The following is a 17847-nucleotide window of genomic DNA, read 5'->3' as shown; positions in this document are numbered from 1 at the left end:
TTTGCAATAGAAATAGTGCCCAGCCAATCATCATGCATTGGTTCTGCACTTTAAAAAATTGAAAAACAAAACCCGGACAAGCTCCCGGGTTTTTTTATTAGATTTAAGATTTTGGTTGGAATAGCTCAGCAATACTTACTTGAAGCTCATTGGCTATTTTAAATAAAGTTTCAAAAGTTGGATTAGTATTCCCTCTTTCAATTTCACCAATCGTCTTTTTTGCGTTTCCTGTTCTCAACCCTAATTCTTCCTGCGAAATAGGTTTATTTGTTTCTGGATTAATAACTTTTTTTCTGAGTTCAGCAATTTTCAATCCTAGTGCTTTCTTTGCTTGTATGAGCTTTTTATCTGACATTAGAATAAAAGTCTCATTTTCTGAAATAAAAAAAGGATACATATATGTATCCTTTTTGATTTTTTTACTATATTCGAGTCTTATAAGCTTATATGTAAGGAATTCTGACTTACCCCTTGCTTAATTTTATTTTCGATTTAAGAGATAAAAATAAAGCTAGGTAGATAAATTAAAAATGAATTTTTTAACCAAACCTATAAGAAGAAACAAACCACCGTTTAATGAATTAGCCATTTAGCCTAGGCCAGAAGCCAGAAAGCCTTTCCTTAAACTCGTAGTCTTCCCTAAAGTTTAACGGCAGTTTGGGAAGGCCTATGGTTTCATGAACTAATTAAAGACAAACAAAACCACACCAAACTATGAAAATTATAGACCATACCGAGAGACTGGTATTAATTATTAATACAATACCCATTCGAAGATCCGATCCAGCACTAAAACCTGTTGGCAATGGAACGTGAGTTTAAACTTTTAAAACAAGGACATCCTGATGCCATGGAGTTTATCTATGCCAGATATCATCATAGGCTTTTTGGGTTAGGAAAGAAATTAATTCGGGACGAATTTGTCATTGAAACCATCCTTCAGGATACATTCTTAAAACTATGGCAGAAAAGGGAACGGATACAGGAACCGGAACATATTTTCTTTTTCCTCCGCTTTGTGATGAAGAGGGATTGTACATATTATTATACACGACCTAAGCATAATTTTCAACGGAATATAGGCAGATTAGAATATTTTGAGAATTATCAGGAATATATGCACGGTTATGACCCGCAAAAAGAGGATGATCACTTACAGGTTCAGAAAGCCGACCAAAAAGCCTTTGATCGGATAAGCCGTATTTTTCCTTTACTCAGACCGGAAAGAAGATATTTAATTGAACTCTGCTTAAAATACGGTTTTCAATATAAAAATATTGCTGAGCTTATGGGAACAAGCACTACCTATACTAGTAATGAGATAAAAAGAGCGATTGACGATATTAAAAAAATTATTCATAACGGGAGTAATTTGGGTTCAAAACCTGATCAAATTCAAGTAAAGAAAAATACTAGAATAACCAGGGAACAAGAAAAAGTCTTACAGCTACGGAATGAAATGCACTATTCTTTTGCGGCTATTGCAGAAGAACTCCAACTATCCCAAAAAGAAGTCCACAAGGAATTTGTGACTGCTTATAAGCTTTTACAAAGTAAACACAAACAACAACAATCGGCTTAGTCATGAGAAAAGAAACCATAAAACTTACCCGAAAGATCCAGCTACGGGTCGACGCCCCTACCAAAGAAGAAAGAAAAGAGGCTCTTGATACTCTATACCGTTGGCAGAACCGAAGCTATAGGGCAGGTAATCTCATCGTTACCCACCAGTATATTCAGGAAATGATTAAGGATTTTTTTTATTTATCTGAAGGGATAAAATATAGGCTGGTCGATGATAAGAAAGCTGAAGATGGCATGCTCAATCGTTCAAAGAGCAATTGTACCTACCGGGTGGTATCCGATCGTTTTAAAGGTGATGTCCCAACCAACATTTTAGCCAATATGAATTATAATATCATGAATAATTTTGGTAAAAACTTAGCGCAATATAGGAGGGGAGAGCGCTCTCTGGCAAATTTTAGAAGGGATATTCCTTTTCCATTTGGAACGATAGGTATTCATGGATTATCCTATAAAAATGAAAAAAAAGCATTTTGCTTTCGACTATTTTCCATCCCTTTTAAAACCTATTTAGGCAAGGATTATACGGATAAACGGAGCTTGCTGAAACAGGTAGTAGCCGGCCAAATCAAACTCTGCGCTTCTAAAATTCAACTGAATAAAGGAAAAATTTATTGGTTGGCCGTATTTGAAGTCGCGAAAGAAAAACATAGCTTAAAACCGGAAGTCATTGCAGAAGCTTCTCTATCTCTTGAATATCCAATTATAGTGAAATCTGGTAAAGCAAAGCTTAATATTGGTAGTAGAGAGGAGTTTTTATATCGAAGATTAGCCATACAGGCTGCTTTACAAAGGGCGCAAAATGCTACGGCCTACTGTAGATCAGGAAAAGGTCGTAAACGCAAAACAAAAGCAGTAGAAAGATTTCACGAAAAAGAAAAAAATTATGTAGGTAACCGTTTGCATGTATACAGTCGGATGCTTATTGATTTTTGTATCAAACAGCAAGCAGGTACACTCATTTTAATAAATCAGGAAGATAAAATGGAGATCGCCAAAAAGGAAAATGGATTTGTTTTAAGGAATTGGAATTACTATGAACTGATGACCAAAATAAAATATAAGGCTGAAAAAGCCGGAATAGAACTTATCGTGGATTAAATTAAAAATGAGGGTGCTTGTACACCCGTAAGGTGAGGTCTCAGTAGCTCTCACTAAATGCGCGCAGCATATACAACAAAAGCCTTCCCGCGATAAGATAAACTGGGAATTATGGTAAACAGAAATATTTATATGTAGTCATTAAAAATTAACTACAATCTAAGGTTTTTGGTGTAAGTACACTTGGGATAATTAGAATACCCGTAAGGTGAGGTTTAGATCTTTAATGACACTCACTAAAAGCACGCAGTATTTACAACAATTAAGCTTAGAAAATTTAGATCTGAAGGCTGAAAAATACAGGAATTATGGGCTGACCAAAATAAAATGTACCATGATTATTTGGTCTTTAATCCGTCTTTTAATCTGCGTGTTAGGGTTTTTCCGATCCTTTCTTTTTTTTTAAATTTTGAATTGTGGAGTATTCGAATTAGGAGGAGTTAAAGGCTTATTTATTTTTAACATGACAGACATAGGAAAATCAACTCCCATTAAAATTGCTTCACCAGCACCTAAAACCGGCAGAAAATCTAATGTATTTCGATTGGCAGAAGAACTTGCATTAGCTATTGCTTCTTTGTCATAATGATTGATTAATCTATGTATGATAAACGTACCAATTTGACTAAGAGTACCAAGAGGTATATCTCTTGGCATCTGAGTTGCTATTGTAAGAAAAAGCCCATATTTTCTACATTCTTTAGCAATAGAATCAAATGAATTTAATTGCGTCAGTTCAAAATATTCATCCTTAACACTTTTGTTTAAATATTGATGTGCCTCATCTACAAATAATACTAAGGGCTTTTCATTAAATTTACCTTTTCTGGCCATTTCTAACAAGTATTTCCCGATAGCATTTGCAACTATTTCTCTCGCTTGAAAATCAAATCCTACATTTTCGAAACCGATTCTTAGAATCTTTTTATCCCCATTTAAAAAATCAGATATCCTAGTGGCCAACTCACCTTCATCGGTTTTCTGCTTTCCAAACCCAAAAATATTTTTGAAAGATTCAGTTTGAATAAGATTCTCTGTTCTAAGAAAAAGACTTGTGCTATTTTCAAATTTTCGCTTGTCTAAGTCGCCCCATCTTGTTATATCTTCTCCAAATTTGTGACTGTCATAAACACATTCCCTTCTTAATTGCTGAGTCAATTTTTGTATATCGAAATCAGCATTACTTTTTTCAATTTCTTCAGAGAATTCATTGTATAAATCAAATATTGGTCTTTTTAAGGCTTGTTTTTTAATTAAGATCCCATCTTTAATTTGCTCCAAATTCCTATTTTCTCTTTTAGCAATTTGAACAAGTTTTAATGAATGGATTGCATCTAAAAGTACTGGTTGCTGGACTTGACCAGAAGGTCTTAACAAGACGAATAAATCTCCAACTGTAAGGTTAGAATAATGAAAAAAGGAATTAGTGGATAATGTGGCCGGAATATCAGAATAACTGTTTTTATCATGGGTAGAATATTCACCAGTAGCATCAACTATAATAGCTTTTCCGTTATTAGATACAATACCTTCTAAAAGTTTACTAACAGTATAACTTTTACCGCCGCCGGTTGTGCCAACAACGGCACAGTGACGTCCAAAAATCGCTTGTTGTGATACTTCAATTGGCGCGGATTTGTCAAAAGTTAATTTTCCTAGTTCAAAAACTGGACTAGTTTGTAAATGCTCATGTTTAATTCCGAATTTTCTAAAATAACTTCTTATAAAATTAGATGAACAAACGAAAACTTTTGCTCCGATAACAGGTAGTGCATTTAAACCCTTATCAATTTTAGTAGGTTCAAATAAATCAAAAGATAGTAATATTTCTATCTTACCAGTCGGGTGGAAATCACTATTCTTAAAAGATTTTTCGCTGAATTCTAATCTTTCTTTTTCAGGCAATGACAATTCTTGAATCTTACCTAAAAATCCGAATTGTTCTCCTTCAATGACAACAAAGTTTCCAACTAATCCACCATTTAGATTTTCTCCTTTAAATGTAAAAGATTGGAGAAGGGTGGAGGAAGGAAAGTGGACTTTTACAAATTGTGCTGAAACGTAATTAATATATCCAATGAAATAGTTGTGCTCAAAAGGATTTCTATTCTCCATCTGTGTCATTTAGGTTAATAGTAATTCTTTTATACTCATCTTGGTTATATGATTTTAGCAAAGGATATTGCTCTGCAAAATCTGAGAAAAGTTCATCAATTAGTAGAATATTGGAATGTTTATGAGCTAATTCCAAAAGCCATTTTAAATTATCTGAAGTGTCAATCCCTTTATTTATAACCATTAATTGAAATCCTGAATTTTGTTCGAGAGCTTCTTGGATGGCAGTAACTATATGTTTATCATTAAAGCTAAATCCAATACAAATTAGCAGAATATTATCTTTCCTTAGGTTTTGTTGAAACCGTGACATCATTTCAAAAAATGGTTGCTCATATGAGCTTTCATATTTGCTGTCTTTTGGATAGATCATTAATGCTTTTTTTACATTATCAGATTGAATAATGTCTTTTTTTACTTTTTCCCAATCTACGGAGCCATGTGGTTTGTAAAGGTGAAAAACCCTTTTTTTGAAATTATCTTCTTCTTTTAATCTACTTTTATCCCTTAATACAATATCGTAATCGAAGTTTCTTCCACTAAAATATCTAGGAAATGAGAATGAAAAGCCATCGATGATTGTGAAGTTTCCCTTTCTCCCAGCTTGTTCAAAAAGAGTGTCATAATTTAAATTAAAAATTTTTGCTCTTGGAAGCGTTACTTTTCGGCGTGTTATCTTTTCTAAAAAAGTATGGTGAGGAGCATCTTTAGGTAAAACTAATTCACATTTGGATTTAATTAGTTTTTCTATTTCTTTTATAGTTTTCGGGATATTAATTTCCTTCGTAGAAGCAACAAAATCTTTAGCTGCGTTAGCAATCGATAATAATTTTTCTAAATTTTTTACATAATTTCCATTTTCATCTTTGGAATTGTAATTAACTAATTCACAGAAATGATTAAGTTTTTCTTCACCTAATTTTTCTTTCGTGTCATCCCATAATTGTGATAAAAGTCTTCCCTTATTCTTTTCTCCAATTCCAACTGAAGAACCTGCGCCAGTTAAAACAATTAAATTTTCAAATTGCTTATTCAGGAATTTTTGGTATTTATTTCTCTTCGTTTTTATTGCATATTCGAGCTTATCTTGCTTGTCCTCTTCTTCAAATTCTACTAAACTATCATCAATATAAACTTCTTCTACTTTTGAATTATCCTCGGAGTATTTTATGGAAACTTTACTAGATCCATTAATGTAAATGTAATTCATCTATTACTTGTTAAAAATAAGGCACAACTCATTATATATTCATAAATATAACTATTTATCTGGAGTATGTTTCGGATATCTGGAATTATAGTATCCACTATAATTGGATACTTAACTAAATAACAAAAACGCTATACCAATAATATTAAGACTCAAAGAAACAAAAAAGACAACCAGCGCCCATTTCGGATAGATCTTTGCCTCTTTAATCGTGTTGGATAATTCCGTAGAAATCCTTTCATATTCGTTCTTTTCAAAATCCAGCGTATCTTCAAGACTTGAAAGTCGTCGTATGAGGTCTTTGGTATCCAGGTGAATCCCTTGCGAGTGAATTTCTTGCAGTCGTTTCATATGCTGCTCAAAGCTTGCCAGCTCGGCGCATAATAATTCCGATAGTTCATCAATTTTTGCCATAATTATAGAGATTTAGTATCCGATATCCATGCCTTTGGATATGGACTTTTTAATAACTTTTTGTGCGATTTCTTTTAATAGTTTTAAGCTGATTTGCACCGGTTCCGGGCTTTTCGCCAGGCTAATTGCTTTATTGAGTTCTTTAAATTTCTCGATGCCATGTTCTCTGGCCATTTGCTTTCCGATATTGGACATGCTCATCGAGCGATGAACTGCGCTACCTTTAAGGCTATGCCCATCAAATTCAAATCGAAAGCCCTGCAATTTTTGTTGCTTATTGATAAAGGGAATGGCTTTTACACCATTGGTTTCCATTCCGCGCATGTAGGCTTTATAAGTTTCTGGTTTGAACTGTTTCATGGTCAACTCATGCCGGCGTTTTATTTCATTTCGGATGTCAGTTAAATTTATATCTCGCATCATTTGCACCTGGCGAACGGTGGTCAGCTGATGTTCATGGGCTACGCGCTCGGCAGCATGCTGACTACGTTTACCTATAAAATTATCCTTGTAGGCGCGCCCATCAAAATCAATCCGATTCACATATAGATGCACATGCTTGTGCTCTTTATCCTGATGCACAAAGGCAATCGCCTGCCGCTGGCCCAGTTTCATCTCCCGCATGAAGTCTTTGGTCAGTTCTCCTAGTTTTTGCTGATCCAGTGTCCGTCCATCTTCAATGGTCGGACTCAGGACAAACGACAGCGTATTTCGCTCACAATTTTCATTTAGCTTTTGGATCTGTTCAAACTCGCGGCTAATTTCCTGCGGAGAATCTCCCACTATATTTTGAGCGTATATAATTTCAGCCTGCTTTTCCTGGTTCCATCCATACTTCATGGAAGCCTGGGTATGACTAATGGATTTTCCTTTACCAATCATAGATCCAGTTTTTTAAGATGTTGCTTCATGGCCTCAGCCAGTTTATAAACTTCAGCTGATAATCTAGGATCCCGTTTTCGAAACATATTTCCGATCGACTTAAAGTTGTTATGAAATTTCACCAGGTCTTTATAGATAGCAATATGATCATCGCTCATCCGCTCATTGATGGGCAGATTCATGGCTGATTTTCGACAAAATTCACTAAGGCTTAATCCCGATCGTTTCGCCTTAATGTTCAGTAGTTTTTTTTGGTACAACGTACACCTGAATTTGATTAAGGAGGTCTTCCCCTTAAACATCTCTTTTTTTTCATTGCGACCGTGGGGAGCAATCAAGATTGTGTCCACAGACACACATCTTGAATTAGGATCTATATTAGAATTTTCCGTTTGATGGGAACCCGTGTCCCCATCATTGGAAATCCTCGTTTTCCCCTCCCTTTTTTTTAGCTTTTCAAAGCTTAAGGAATAGGATGATTTCTTTTCGTTTTCAAAGGGTATTTTCTCGTCAAACATGGCAGCGTTTTTCGTTAAGATCTTTATGTGGATAAAAGCGATATCTCAGGTCAATCGCCTGAGCAAAATGTTCTAGTAAATATGAAGTCATACGATCTCCGGCAGCATCATTATCCAGAAATAATAAGATTGGATCAGGATAGCCGTCAAAACGTACTATGATTTCCTGAATAAAGGATAGGGAGTTGAGTATAATATGATCATGGGTAAAGAATAGCTCAGAATCTAATAGCGCTAAAGACAGGTAATCAAATAATCCTTCGGTAATGATCAGTCCATTCCTATCTTGTTGGAGATAGCTATACGATTTAGGTGTACTTGAGGCTTTATAAAAAGCATTCCGAAGCTCATAACCTCCCCGTCTATTTTCTAGACCAATAGCATAATATGGTTTTCCATATAATTCAAAATGTACTTCACTGGTCAATTCTCGAATCAGTCCTCTAGGGATACCTCGATTTTTAGCATAACGGAGTAATTGAAAATTTGAGAGTTCCTGAACACTAAGTATATTAATACCCTCCTTTTCCTTTTTAGAAATCTGCTTATGAAAAGACAAACCAGGTTTTGTAAGATCTGTAATTAATGGATACTGATCATTGGCCAGAAATTGTAAAGCTTCAGTAATAGAACATTGTTTTAAGGCAATAATCAGATCCAGACAATTTCCTCCTTTTCCCAATCCGAAGTCGTACCATCTGTTTTTATGATAAGAGACATGGAAAGAGGCCTGTGTTTCTGACCGCAGGGGACTCAGAAACCAGGCTTCTTTCACCGTTGTTTTGCTGGGATAATGACCTAATTTAGCGAGTACGTGTACGATGTCTAAATTACGGGCATGTTCACAGCATATTTTCTTTGTTTTCATAAGCGTTCTATTTTCTGAATTTTTTTGATGAATTGATGAGCCCCCCTTCTAAGCCCTTGTAGATATTGAGCTGAGGCTGTCATCAAAAATTCATCAATTCATCATTTTTATTTTCAATAGCAGGTTTTTATTCATCACTTTTATTTTTGATGAACATTTGATGAATAAATGATGAGCCATTAAAACCCTATAAATACAGGGCTTAATCTTCAGCGTTCATCAATTCATCAAAATTCTCGATCAGAAACGACCTTGAAATGTTAAAATAGCGGCCTTTCGCTTCCCGCTGCTCTATCGATCCATCTTGCCACCATACCAATCTTTGATAGCAAAGCGTATTCTTTTGATTCTCTAACTTCCAGGAATTCTTCAGCAGTCGTCTAAGCTGGGTAAGATCCGTTTTAATCCGTGTCCGATTCAGTAATTGTAATGCATCAATCGGGCAGAGTTGAATGTCATCGATATTAAAATGGTCCATACCCATTAGTAAAATGGTGGCCAGTTCCTTTTCTACCCGGTTTCGATTATTAGCAAGCAATTTTTTTAAGGCTGGTGTTTTTAACTGGGAAGGATGGAACCACATCCTGGTCAAATTTTTCGAATGCAATTGACGGTGTTTTAAAAAATGCAGAAAGGCCGGAACTTCCCGGTTGAGATGGTTGAGATAATCCGTTTCTTCAGTCGTAATTTTAGGCACTTTAAGCACCCAGAACCGTGTTTCATTACCATCAATCTTGATAAAGTTATCCTCATTATTACTGCATAGGATAAACTTTCCAAAAAACTCCACTTCCCGTTTGTCCTTTCCTTTAGCCTCCAACTTGTTTAATGTTTGTGGTACTAAGGTATTTGATCCGCTCGGTTAGTTCCTCTTTATTAAAAAGCACTTCATCAATACAGATCAGTAGCTTATTCGCCCAATCCGCATTAAACTGACTACTAAAACTATCATTGGTCAGATAGGTCATGTTATTTTCAAAGATGCTTTTCAGCCATTTCAAAAACGTACTTTTCCCAGTGGATCGTTCTTTTGAAACCAAACAAAGGATTGGTAAGGTTTGCACCGGTTTGGTATATAATAGTTGTAGATAGTCCAGTCCTAATTCAAAATGCGTTCCAAAAATATGTTGGACAAAATTCAGGCTAAAACCTAATTCGCCCTGCATCGGGATATTACTTAAGGGAGAATAGATGTTGTAGAATTTATAATAAACCGGTTTAAAATTCAGGTGATCGGGAATACAGGTAAAACCATCATATTTTGCAATTTTACTCAGGTATGATTTGCCATGATCCTGTCGAATGGTCTCTACACTCCAGGGAAGCAATAGCTCATTGAAGTGCCCGGCAATGGTAGGTGCTTTGACTTTTTTGTAATACGAAGTCCCTACCCGTAAATACGGTATACTCTTCATAGTAGATTGATTTAAGTGAATAGGTTACTTCTTGTTTTTCAATAATGTTTTATTGAATTTCTCCTCGATATGTTGATCCGATAGATCAGGTTTCCCTAACAGCCAGGCATCAATTTTATCCCTATCAAAAAACTTTTGACGAATATTAGGATTGCTCCCCATTGGGATAAGCTGAAGGTGGGTAAGTTTATAAATTTTACTTTTGGAAAGTCCGGTATAAACAGATAGGTCTTCAACATTCATAACTTTCTTCTTATGGGATAACAGTACTTTAATTTCCTGTAGTAAATCCACCACTTTTTCTTGCTCATTCATAAGTATTTACTTTAAAATTAGAACTCCATAAGAGGCCTCTTATAATTTTAGCTAAAGCAAACCTAAGAAAGCAAATACCTGTAAATCAATACCATAATTTAAAGCAATAAGATATTATTCATTAATTATGCTATATTTTGACCGTCAGATGAAAAAAGAAGAAAGAAGTAACGCTTATAGGTAGAAGATCTGGAAAAATCAGGAATAATAGAATTGAATTTCAGTCTTTCCGTAGCACCTGTTTAATTAATTTTCGCTGATTTCGGGAGTTTATTTTTTCCTGATCTCCCTTCCATGCCGAAAAACTGGTTTTTAACGTGGAGGCTTTAAGCGGAGCATTATTCATTAAAAAAATGATTCCATAAGTAAGTCAAAAAAATATTGCTTACGTTCACCAGCAAGATCCTGAATCCCTCCTACTAATAGTTCGTCAAAAAGAACAAAGAGGATCTTATGATTGGCCGAATCTCCACTTTTATTCCCCATGGTAAAGTTGATTCTTTGATTGACCCGTTTTCCTTTCATAAGCCTTATGAACTCTTTTTGAGAAGCTTTATCCAATTGAATATGATCAAAACGGATACGGCTTTTATTGATGGGTTCGATCTTAAAGTTATGATGTCCTTTAGTAAGATGTCTATTAGACTCGTAGTAAATAGCTAGTCCCACAAGAATAACAAGCATGATACCTGCTAAAACTGCAATAATGAAAAGGATTTGGGCAATATTTGGAAACCCTAGAATAAGGCTGAAGCTTAGCAAAAATAGAACAAAGATGGACAGAAGAAAAAGAATTAAGTTAGTAGAATTAGCCTGAACTTTCTCTTCCAGAAAATAGTTGAATCCAGACCTCAATTGAGCCAATGCCTTTGCTGAGATCTGAATGAACTTCTCCATAATTCAAGTTTTGTGTTATTAAATATAACCAAAAGAATATTTATTAAGTTCAAGTATAAAAATTCTACATACTAAAATTAAATTTTGATCATATTTTCAGATTTAATTTTATTAGTAATTGCTGTATAAATATTATTGATGCCCTCACGAGTTTTTGAACCCTTAGGATTCTATGAAAAATTTCTGCAAAGATAACCTAAGTAAAAAAAGGTAATAGAAATATATCCTATTACCCTCAATTGGTAGAAATTATTAATCGATTATTTTATAATGTCTAATTCGTTAAAATCATTTTCCGTTGCTTTCTTTATGCTGATGGCCAAACCGCCTCCTCTGGCTATAAATTTATCTAAAATAGTTTCTGAGCTTATAAGAACTGTTTCAATAGTGTAATTTTGAGGGTTTTGGTCCCAGCTGGCGTCTTTAGCATCAGCATATATGGTAGCGACAAAATTTTCTCCTTCCGGTAGAAAGCTAAAATCAATTGTTGCTTCCCTTTCGTTTTCATCAGTCATACTTCCTACAAACCATTCATATTTGTTCTTTGCTTTCCTGGCAATAGTAACATAATCTCCTGGCTCGGCTTCTAAATACCAACTATTATCCCAATCGACTGCCACATCCTTGATAAATTGAAAAGCATCCGGGAATCTTTCGTAATTATCAGGTAAATCAGCTGCCATTTGTAAAGGGCTGTACATCGTTACATAATACGAAAGTTGCTTGACTAAAGTTGTATTTACGCGTTGTTGATTATCCCCATAGTAAGATAGATCTGTTTGAAAGATACCAGGCGTATAATCCATAGGACCACCAATTAAACGTGTAAATGCTAAAATACTAGCGTGTTCCGGCGCAAGACCTCCCATAGCTTCAAATTCTGTTCCTCGCGCAGACTCTTGCGCTAACCAATTAGGATATGTTCTATGTAACCCAGTTGGACGCACTGCTTCATGACTATTGATCATAATTTCGTAATCTGCTGCCCGTTTAGCTACATGGATAAAGTGATTTACCATCCATTGCCCTTTATGGTGCTCTCCCCTGGGGATAATTTGACCAACATAACCAGTCTTAACTGAATTATAGCCATATTCCTTCATGAATTCGAATGCTCGGTCTAAACGTCTTTCATAATTCGTTGCTGAAGCTGAAGTCTCATGATGCATCATAATTTTAACTCCTTTAGAATGAGCGTAGTCATTGACTTCTTTCACATCAAAATCCGGATAAGGAGTGGTAAAATCGAAAACATTTTCTTTCCAGTTTCCAATCCAATCTTCCCAACCTATATTCCAGCCTTCTACCAATACTGCATCCATGCCGTGTTTAGCAGCAAAATCTACATATTCTTTTATGTGTGCTGTATTAGCCCCGTGTCGACCACTTGGAGTCAGTTTATTAAAATCCTGGTCAAGCTTCACATTAGTTTCAGTACCGTAAGCCCAGGTACTCTTGCCTTCCACAAAATATTCCCACCAAACACCGATATATTTCATCGGGGTAATCCAAGAGGTATGTTCATACTCCGTAGGTTCATTTAAATTTATTATCATATTAGAGGCCAGCACATCCGTAGCGTCATCACTTACTATGATAGTCCTCCAGGGAGTTGTGGTATTGGTTTGCATATATCCTTTATTACCCACGGCATCAGGAGCAAGATGAGCGCTAAAAACAAAATTATCAGGATCCACATTAAGATCCATGGCAGCATAATTTGTCAATGCTGCTTCGTGAATATTTATATACAAGCCATCATCAGTCTTCATCATAGAAGGGGTTTGAATAGCCAGGTTTTCTATAGGGGTTTGGGCATTAATATTTACAGTAGCCCCGTCCATCTTTTCGGGAATCTCCGAAATCTTTGATGTGGTATATGAATATTCATGAGTATCATAATCTCCCGGGATCCAAAAAATTTTATGATCTCCTGCCAGGGAAAATTCGGTAATCTCTTCCTCAATAACGAAATAATTGAGTGTGTTTTGTTTGGGAAATTCATACCGAAATGCCAGACCATCATTGAACAGCCTAAAACGTAAATAGATATATCTGTTTTGATGTTCAGGTTGAACCAATTTAATTTTTAATTCTCGATAATGATTTCTAACGGTTTTTTGTTTTCCCCAAACCGGATTCCAACTTTCATCTACTTGATTCTTCTCGGTTTCTTCAATTTCAAAACCTTCGATCATAGAAGGTTGATTCTTAATTTGTAATCCCAAATCACTAGACTCTATTACGGATTTTCCCTTATAGCTTAAAGCATATTTTGGAGTTCCTTTGGAATCTAGCTCTAAATTCAAAATTAATTTACCATCGGGTGATTTCAACTCTTGAGATTTAAGCTCAGACGTGAAGCTAATTAGCGCCAAAATTAATGTGACAGAGATTTTGCTGATAATTTTATTTACAGTCATCTTTAATTTTTAAAGTATATATTTCTTTTTAGAGATTATTTAAAACATTATTTTAGAGGCTTGGATTATATAAAAAGTTGCCTGATTCAGAATGATATCATAAATCAGGCAACCAAAAATTAGGTAATCCAAACTACTTTTTTAATACCAAATATGAATACGAGTGAAGACTAATTTGACCTTCAAGATTTTGTGTGGAACCTTCAAAAACATTTTGCCACTCCCCCTGCAAATTTTGGGGAATTAAAAATCCGGTTTCCTTATCTCTAATGTTTGAGAGCACTAGAACTGTTTCTTCCTCACTTTCCATAGTAAAGGCAACCATATCATTACTACTATATCCTTTATATTCACCTTCCTGAAGTGCCTCGCTATTCTTTCTAAAATCTATAATTTCCTGATATTCATCAAAAACCTGCTGATCGCCTGAAGACCAGTCAATAGGTGTTTGAGTAAAAAATTGCAATCGTTGATCATAACCAATTTCCTGTCCGTTATAAATCATAGGAACAGATTTCATATAGGCTGCCACTACAAAATTAGCTATTGAGCCTTCTATGCCTCCGAATAATTCAAGAGGAGTGCCATCGCTTAAATTTACATCATGGTTAGTGGTATAACGCACCACTCTTTTAATGTCATTATAGACGTTCTGGTATTCTTCTGCATGAGTTATTTGAACCTCACTTGCAGGTGCGCCTTCGTGGATTTCTTTTAGGGTTTCAAAAAAATTAAACCCGAAAATATAATCAAACCCAGATCTTAGGTGCCTTTGTTCTCCACCTTCAGCCAGCATTAACATCTCTTGGTCTTTTATACCTCTGATTTCGGTAACAGCATCTGTCCAAAAGCCTTCAGGTACATAATCTGCTGCATCCATTCTAAAGCCATCAATATTGGCATTATAAACCCAGTATGCCATAGCATCGATCATGGCATTCTGAAGTTCAGGATTTTCAAAATCAAGTTGTATAACATCACTCCAATTTGTACCAGTTGGGGGCATAAAATTTCCTTCCTCATTCCTTTCGTAATATTCCGGATGTTCTGTAACCCAAACATTATCCCAGGCGGTATGATTGGCCACCCAATCTAAAACCACAGCCATATCTCTATTATGTGCCTCTTCGACAAGGGTTTGCAGATCTTCAAGGGAACCAAATTCTGAACTCACCGCTTTGTAATCCCTTACGGCATAAGGGGAACCCAGCCCTCCTGCAGAGTTTTCTACACCAACAGGATAAATTGGCATTAAATAAACAACATTGGCGCCCAATTCCTTTATATAATCTAGGCGTTGCGTCACTGCGTCTATTGTTCCTTCTTCGCTAAAAGCCCTCAAGTTTACCTGATAAATTACAGCATCCTCAGGGTCGGGTACATTATCGAAATTTTCTCCATACTGTTCGTATCCAAAATCAGTTTGGTCATTCAAGTTATCATCGTTATTATTACAACCCGTAGTAAAAACTGAGATAAAAATTGCTAAAATTATATACATGGTATTTTTCATAAATAAGTGATCATTTTATTGTCCTTCTATAGTATAATATGCCATACTATTATCTTCTTCGTCTATTTGAAATGTAACCCGATAAACACCAGCAGAAGAAATGTCATGAGCACCGGGATCATCTAAGTATGCAATAAAGTCAGTGCTATTTCGGGAGCCATAGTTTATAGTCCATTCATCGTTTAGTCTAAATTTTAAAGCTCCAGACATCAATTCTCCTGTATACTCCCAAAGTTCTTCCTCGTTGTTATATATCATATCAGTATCACTGTCCCAACCACTGGGAGTAGCGGGACCAATAATTCCCCAGGAATAAGGTTCGGCCATCCAGGTCATTTCATTAAAGTTTACGGTTATCTTATAAGACCCAACAGATGGTACTGATAAATTATTTCCATCAAAAACAAGATTACCATTGTCATCACCTCCGTAATTCTCATTCCAGTTAGGTTCTATGGTGAATTTAAACTCCAATGCTGCTGGATCAGTAAACCCAATAATTCCTTCAAATACTCCTGTTGTAGCAGTTTCTTTAAGACTAGACGCAGTTGCAGGATCCCATCCCTGATATGCCCCGGGAACATATATGGAAGCACTACTTGAAACCTGATCATAGGGAGTTACCTGAAATACTCCAGCTTTTGAAAAAACCGGATGGTCTACATAAGCCCTAACGCGATACACAATAGTTCCCTCCTCATCAGCTACTAGGCCCAAATCTTTTACCATTTCATTTAGGTCTGTTACAGATATTTCCTTACTAAGCACATCATCCCCAGCCGTCATACTGGTTGCATTTCCCCACGCTGTTTCCCCCAGGGTATCTGCCGGAGTTGCAAATTGTAAGCTATAGTTTACCGGAGCTTCTTCTATAGGAAAACTTACTTCACTCCAGGAAATATTAATTGCAGGTTCATTTGCTGCCTCTTGCTCCAGCATTAGGGAATTCGCTGAAACTTGCGGAGTGGCTGTAAAATTCACTTCCTGTAAATAGGTTAAATCTGCATCATCTTCACAAGAGATAAATCCAAGGCCTAAAATGGCAAATAGTAAATAATAAATTTTATAATACTTCTTCATAATCTTTTTTTTAATAACCAAGGTTTTGTTGCAAATTAGGATTAGCATCTAACGCCGAAGTAGGTATTGGGAATAATTTCCTATGATTTTCTGATGCACCTCTAAATTCATTGGCTTCCAGAAAAGTTCCAAACCTAATCATATCCTGTCTTCTATGGCCTTCCCAGTTTAGCTCAAAACCCCTTTCATCATAAATATCTTCCAAGGTTGGATCGCTATCCAGCGCTGAAAGTCCAGCGCGTTCCCGTATAGCATCAACTAATGGTTTGGCTGCTCCTGAATTACCCAACCTGATGTAGCATTCTGCTTTCATTAACATAAAATCGGCATATCGATATATTGGGAAATCATTGGAAGCTCCCCCCCCATCTAAAGGTGTAGCGGGATAAAATTTTATATTTCTTACGCCTGCGAAAGGATCAGCACCAGGGTTATCTAATGAATTCACCTGTGGACTATAACTTACCCCTCCTGGCTGCTCTCCTAGTAAAAACTGTTCTTTCCTTATATCTCCATCTTCGTAGTTATTATAGTACTCTTGAGGTACGATAGATCCATTCCAGCCACTCACACCGAATAGCTCCATGGCGTGAGGGCCACTTAAACTTCTAATAGTGAAAATATTTCTGGATACTACGTTGGCCGTAGCAAACATTGCCAAAATAGTTTCATCACCTGGAAGCTGATCTCCAAATAATTCATAGTACTGATAGCCATTAGGACTGGCCTCATTTGCTAATCCAGGATGTAAAGAAAACCCACCAGTTTCCAATTCTTCAATTGCTTCAACACACTTTTGCCACTGTGGAGTACCTGTATAAACTTCAGCGTTTAAATAAACTTTAGCTAAAAGCCCGTATCCGGCCCACTTATTGAACCTTCCGTAGTACTCTCCACCTTTTGTCTCTGATAAATTTGGAACGTTCTCTTGCAATTCAGCAACAATAAAATCGTAAACCTCCTGTCTGCTTGTCTGTGGCAGTTCTTCAACTGTAACATCATTGGTTGTATAGAATGGGACGTTCCCATAATCATCCATCAATAAATAATAAAAGAATGATCTTAATACTTTGGCTTCAGCTATTTTTGATGGAGCTGCTCCCGCAGTTTCCAGTTGTTCTACGGCAAGATTTGCACTAAAGATTGCTTCATAAAGCCAGTTCCAGGTATTGTTTACAATTAAATCTGTAGGCAACCACTCGTGTTTATAAAGTCTTGCAAAATCTAATTGCCAGGCTCCATCTGTTCTATGGGGAATTACCTGTTCATCTGCACTCATACTGTTTAGATCATACCATCCATTATCGGCACCGGCATAACCTACACCACCCCAATTACCGGCTACATTGGCATAAACTGCAGCCAGTGCAACATCGGCACCTTCAGTAGAGGAGTAAAATTCATCAGCTTGATATTTATCATAAACTTGTTCTTCAACATCCCCTGTACAGGAGAATAAAACTGAAATCACAAATAATCCGACTAATTTTATATATAATTTTCTCATAAGTC

General features: G+C 36.0%; 17 protein-coding genes. 2 read left to right on the top strand and 15 right to left on the bottom strand.

Annotated elements, in window-relative coordinates; all coding sequences use genetic code 11:
• Positions 1-103: 103 nt before the first annotated feature.
• Positions 104-355 carry a helix-turn-helix domain-containing protein gene (locus QWY91_RS13975; RefSeq protein ID WP_435433331.1) on the bottom strand — a complete coding sequence of 84 codons (252 nt, stop codon included), beginning with the start codon at positions 353-355 and terminating at the stop codon, positions 104-106.
• Between the two features lie 450 nt (positions 356-805).
• On the opposite strand from QWY91_RS13975, the gene QWY91_RS13970 reads away from it, so the two are divergent.
• Positions 806-1582: an RNA polymerase sigma factor gene (locus QWY91_RS13970; RefSeq protein WP_290236099.1), complete on the top strand. Its 777-nt coding sequence runs from the start codon at positions 806-808 to the stop codon at positions 1580-1582.
• Between the two features lie 2 nt (positions 1583-1584).
• Positions 1585-2685, top strand: a complete 1101-nt coding sequence (locus tag QWY91_RS13965) for a hypothetical protein (protein ID WP_290236097.1) — start codon at positions 1585-1587, stop codon at positions 2683-2685.
• A 402-nt stretch (positions 2686-3087) separates the two neighbouring features.
• Here QWY91_RS13965 and QWY91_RS13960 read toward each other — a convergent pair whose 3' ends face one another.
• The 14 genes from QWY91_RS13960 to QWY91_RS13900 form a co-directional block, all read right to left on the bottom strand.
• On the bottom strand, positions 3088-4800 hold the full coding sequence (locus QWY91_RS13960; protein WP_290236096.1) for an ATP-binding protein: 1713 nt from the start codon (positions 4798-4800) through the stop codon (positions 3088-3090).
• Positions 4790-6010 carry an SIR2 family protein gene (locus tag QWY91_RS13955; protein WP_290236095.1) on the bottom strand — a complete coding sequence of 407 codons (1221 nt, stop codon included), beginning with the start codon at positions 6008-6010 and terminating at the stop codon, positions 4790-4792. The genes QWY91_RS13960 and QWY91_RS13955 overlap by 11 nt, the downstream gene beginning before the upstream one ends.
• 111 nt (positions 6011-6121) lie before the next feature.
• Positions 6122-6424 (bottom strand): DUF6730 family protein, encoded by a 303-nt coding sequence (locus QWY91_RS13950; protein ID WP_290236094.1) that lies wholly within the window; start codon positions 6422-6424, stop codon positions 6122-6124.
• Positions 6425-6436: 12 nt separating this feature from the next.
• Positions 6437-7306 (bottom strand): relaxase/mobilization nuclease domain-containing protein, encoded by an 870-nt coding sequence (locus QWY91_RS13945; RefSeq protein ID WP_290236092.1) that lies wholly within the window; start codon positions 7304-7306, stop codon positions 6437-6439.
• On the bottom strand, positions 7303-7824 hold the full coding sequence (mbpA, locus tag QWY91_RS13940; RefSeq protein WP_290236090.1) for a mobilization protein MbpA: 522 nt from the start codon (positions 7822-7824) through the stop codon (positions 7303-7305). Before mbpA ends, QWY91_RS13945 begins: the two co-directional genes overlap by 4 nt.
• Positions 7817-8692, bottom strand: coding sequence for a DUF8464 domain-containing protein (locus QWY91_RS13935; protein WP_290236088.1), 876 nt, complete (start codon positions 8690-8692; stop codon positions 7817-7819). Before QWY91_RS13935 ends, mbpA begins: the two co-directional genes overlap by 8 nt.
• Before the next feature lie 202 nt (positions 8693-8894).
• Entirely contained in the window at positions 8895-9512 is a 618-nt protein-coding gene (locus QWY91_RS19380) for a hypothetical protein (RefSeq protein WP_353958652.1), read from the bottom strand.
• Entirely contained in the window at positions 9502-10107 is a 606-nt protein-coding gene (locus QWY91_RS19375) for a primase-helicase family protein (RefSeq protein ID WP_353958651.1), read from the bottom strand. The genes QWY91_RS19380 and QWY91_RS19375 overlap by 11 nt, the downstream gene beginning before the upstream one ends.
• A gap of 24 nt (positions 10108-10131) precedes the next feature.
• The gene (locus tag QWY91_RS13925; protein WP_290236086.1) at positions 10132-10422 is read right to left on the bottom strand and encodes a helix-turn-helix transcriptional regulator; all 291 of its coding nucleotides are present in this window, start codon (positions 10420-10422) and stop codon (positions 10132-10134) included.
• Positions 10423-10767: 345 nt separating this feature from the next.
• Positions 10768-11319 (bottom strand): hypothetical protein, encoded by a 552-nt coding sequence (locus QWY91_RS13920; RefSeq protein WP_290236084.1) that lies wholly within the window; start codon positions 11317-11319, stop codon positions 10768-10770.
• Between the two features lie 260 nt (positions 11320-11579).
• Entirely contained in the window at positions 11580-13742 is a 2163-nt protein-coding gene (locus tag QWY91_RS13915) for a glycoside hydrolase family 97 protein (RefSeq protein WP_290236082.1), read from the bottom strand.
• A 133-nt stretch (positions 13743-13875) separates the two neighbouring features.
• Positions 13876-15255 (bottom strand): alpha-amylase family glycosyl hydrolase, encoded by a 1380-nt coding sequence (locus tag QWY91_RS13910; RefSeq protein WP_290236080.1) that lies wholly within the window; start codon positions 15253-15255, stop codon positions 13876-13878.
• A 15-nt stretch (positions 15256-15270) separates the two neighbouring features.
• Positions 15271-16335 carry a SusE domain-containing protein gene (locus QWY91_RS13905; protein WP_290236077.1) on the bottom strand — a complete coding sequence of 355 codons (1065 nt, stop codon included), beginning with the start codon at positions 16333-16335 and terminating at the stop codon, positions 15271-15273.
• Positions 16336-16345: 10 nt separating this feature from the next.
• Positions 16346-17842, bottom strand: a complete 1497-nt coding sequence (locus QWY91_RS13900) for a RagB/SusD family nutrient uptake outer membrane protein (protein WP_290236075.1) — start codon at positions 17840-17842, stop codon at positions 16346-16348.
• Positions 17843-17847 lie beyond the last annotated feature (5 nt).

Origin of the sequence: Zunongwangia endophytica (genome assembly GCF_030409505.1) — a bacterium.
Lineage (GTDB): Bacteria > Bacteroidota > Bacteroidia > Flavobacteriales > Flavobacteriaceae > Zunongwangia > Zunongwangia endophytica.
The sequence above is the reverse complement of the archived record's forward strand: the minus strand, read 5'-3'. Positions and strand labels throughout refer to the sequence as shown.

Excerpts from the sequence above, each read along its gene's own strand:
- QWY91_RS13910 (WP_290236080.1), bottom strand. The coding sequence starts at position 15,255 with ATGAAAAATACCATGTATATAATTTTAGCAATTTTTATCTCAGTTTTT.
- QWY91_RS13925 (WP_290236086.1), bottom strand. The coding sequence starts at position 10,422 with ATGAATGAGCAAGAAAAAGTGGTGGATTTACTACAGGAAATTAAAGTA.
- QWY91_RS13945 (WP_290236092.1), bottom strand. The coding sequence starts at position 7,306 with ATGATTGGTAAAGGAAAATCCATTAGTCATACCCAGGCTTCCATGAAG.
- mbpA (WP_290236090.1), bottom strand. The coding sequence starts at position 7,824 with ATGTTTGACGAGAAAATACCCTTTGAAAACGAAAAGAAATCATCCTAT.
- QWY91_RS13955 (WP_290236095.1), bottom strand. The coding sequence starts at position 6,010 with ATGAATTACATTTACATTAATGGATCTAGTAAAGTTTCCATAAAATAC.
- QWY91_RS13920 (WP_290236084.1), bottom strand. The coding sequence starts at position 11,319 with ATGGAGAAGTTCATTCAGATCTCAGCAAAGGCATTGGCTCAATTGAGG.
- QWY91_RS13975 (WP_435433331.1), bottom strand. The coding sequence starts at position 355 with ATGTCAGATAAAAAGCTCATACAAGCAAAGAAAGCACTAGGATTGAAA.
- QWY91_RS13900 (WP_290236075.1), bottom strand. The coding sequence starts at position 17,842 with ATGAGAAAATTATATATAAAATTAGTCGGATTATTTGTGATTTCAGTT.
- QWY91_RS13950 (WP_290236094.1), bottom strand. The coding sequence starts at position 6,424 with ATGGCAAAAATTGATGAACTATCGGAATTATTATGCGCCGAGCTGGCA.
- QWY91_RS13915 (WP_290236082.1), bottom strand. The coding sequence starts at position 13,742 with ATGACTGTAAATAAAATTATCAGCAAAATCTCTGTCACATTAATTTTG.
- QWY91_RS13935 (WP_290236088.1), bottom strand. The coding sequence starts at position 8,692 with ATGAAAACAAAGAAAATATGCTGTGAACATGCCCGTAATTTAGACATC.
- QWY91_RS19375 (WP_353958651.1), bottom strand. The coding sequence starts at position 10,107 with ATGAAGAGTATACCGTATTTACGGGTAGGGACTTCGTATTACAAAAAA.
- QWY91_RS13905 (WP_290236077.1), bottom strand. The coding sequence starts at position 16,335 with ATGAAGAAGTATTATAAAATTTATTATTTACTATTTGCCATTTTAGGC.
- QWY91_RS13970 (WP_290236099.1), top strand. The coding sequence starts at position 806 with ATGGAACGTGAGTTTAAACTTTTAAAACAAGGACATCCTGATGCCATG.
- QWY91_RS13960 (WP_290236096.1), bottom strand. The coding sequence starts at position 4,800 with ATGGAGAATAGAAATCCTTTTGAGCACAACTATTTCATTGGATATATT.
- QWY91_RS13965 (WP_290236097.1), top strand. The coding sequence starts at position 1,585 with ATGAGAAAAGAAACCATAAAACTTACCCGAAAGATCCAGCTACGGGTC.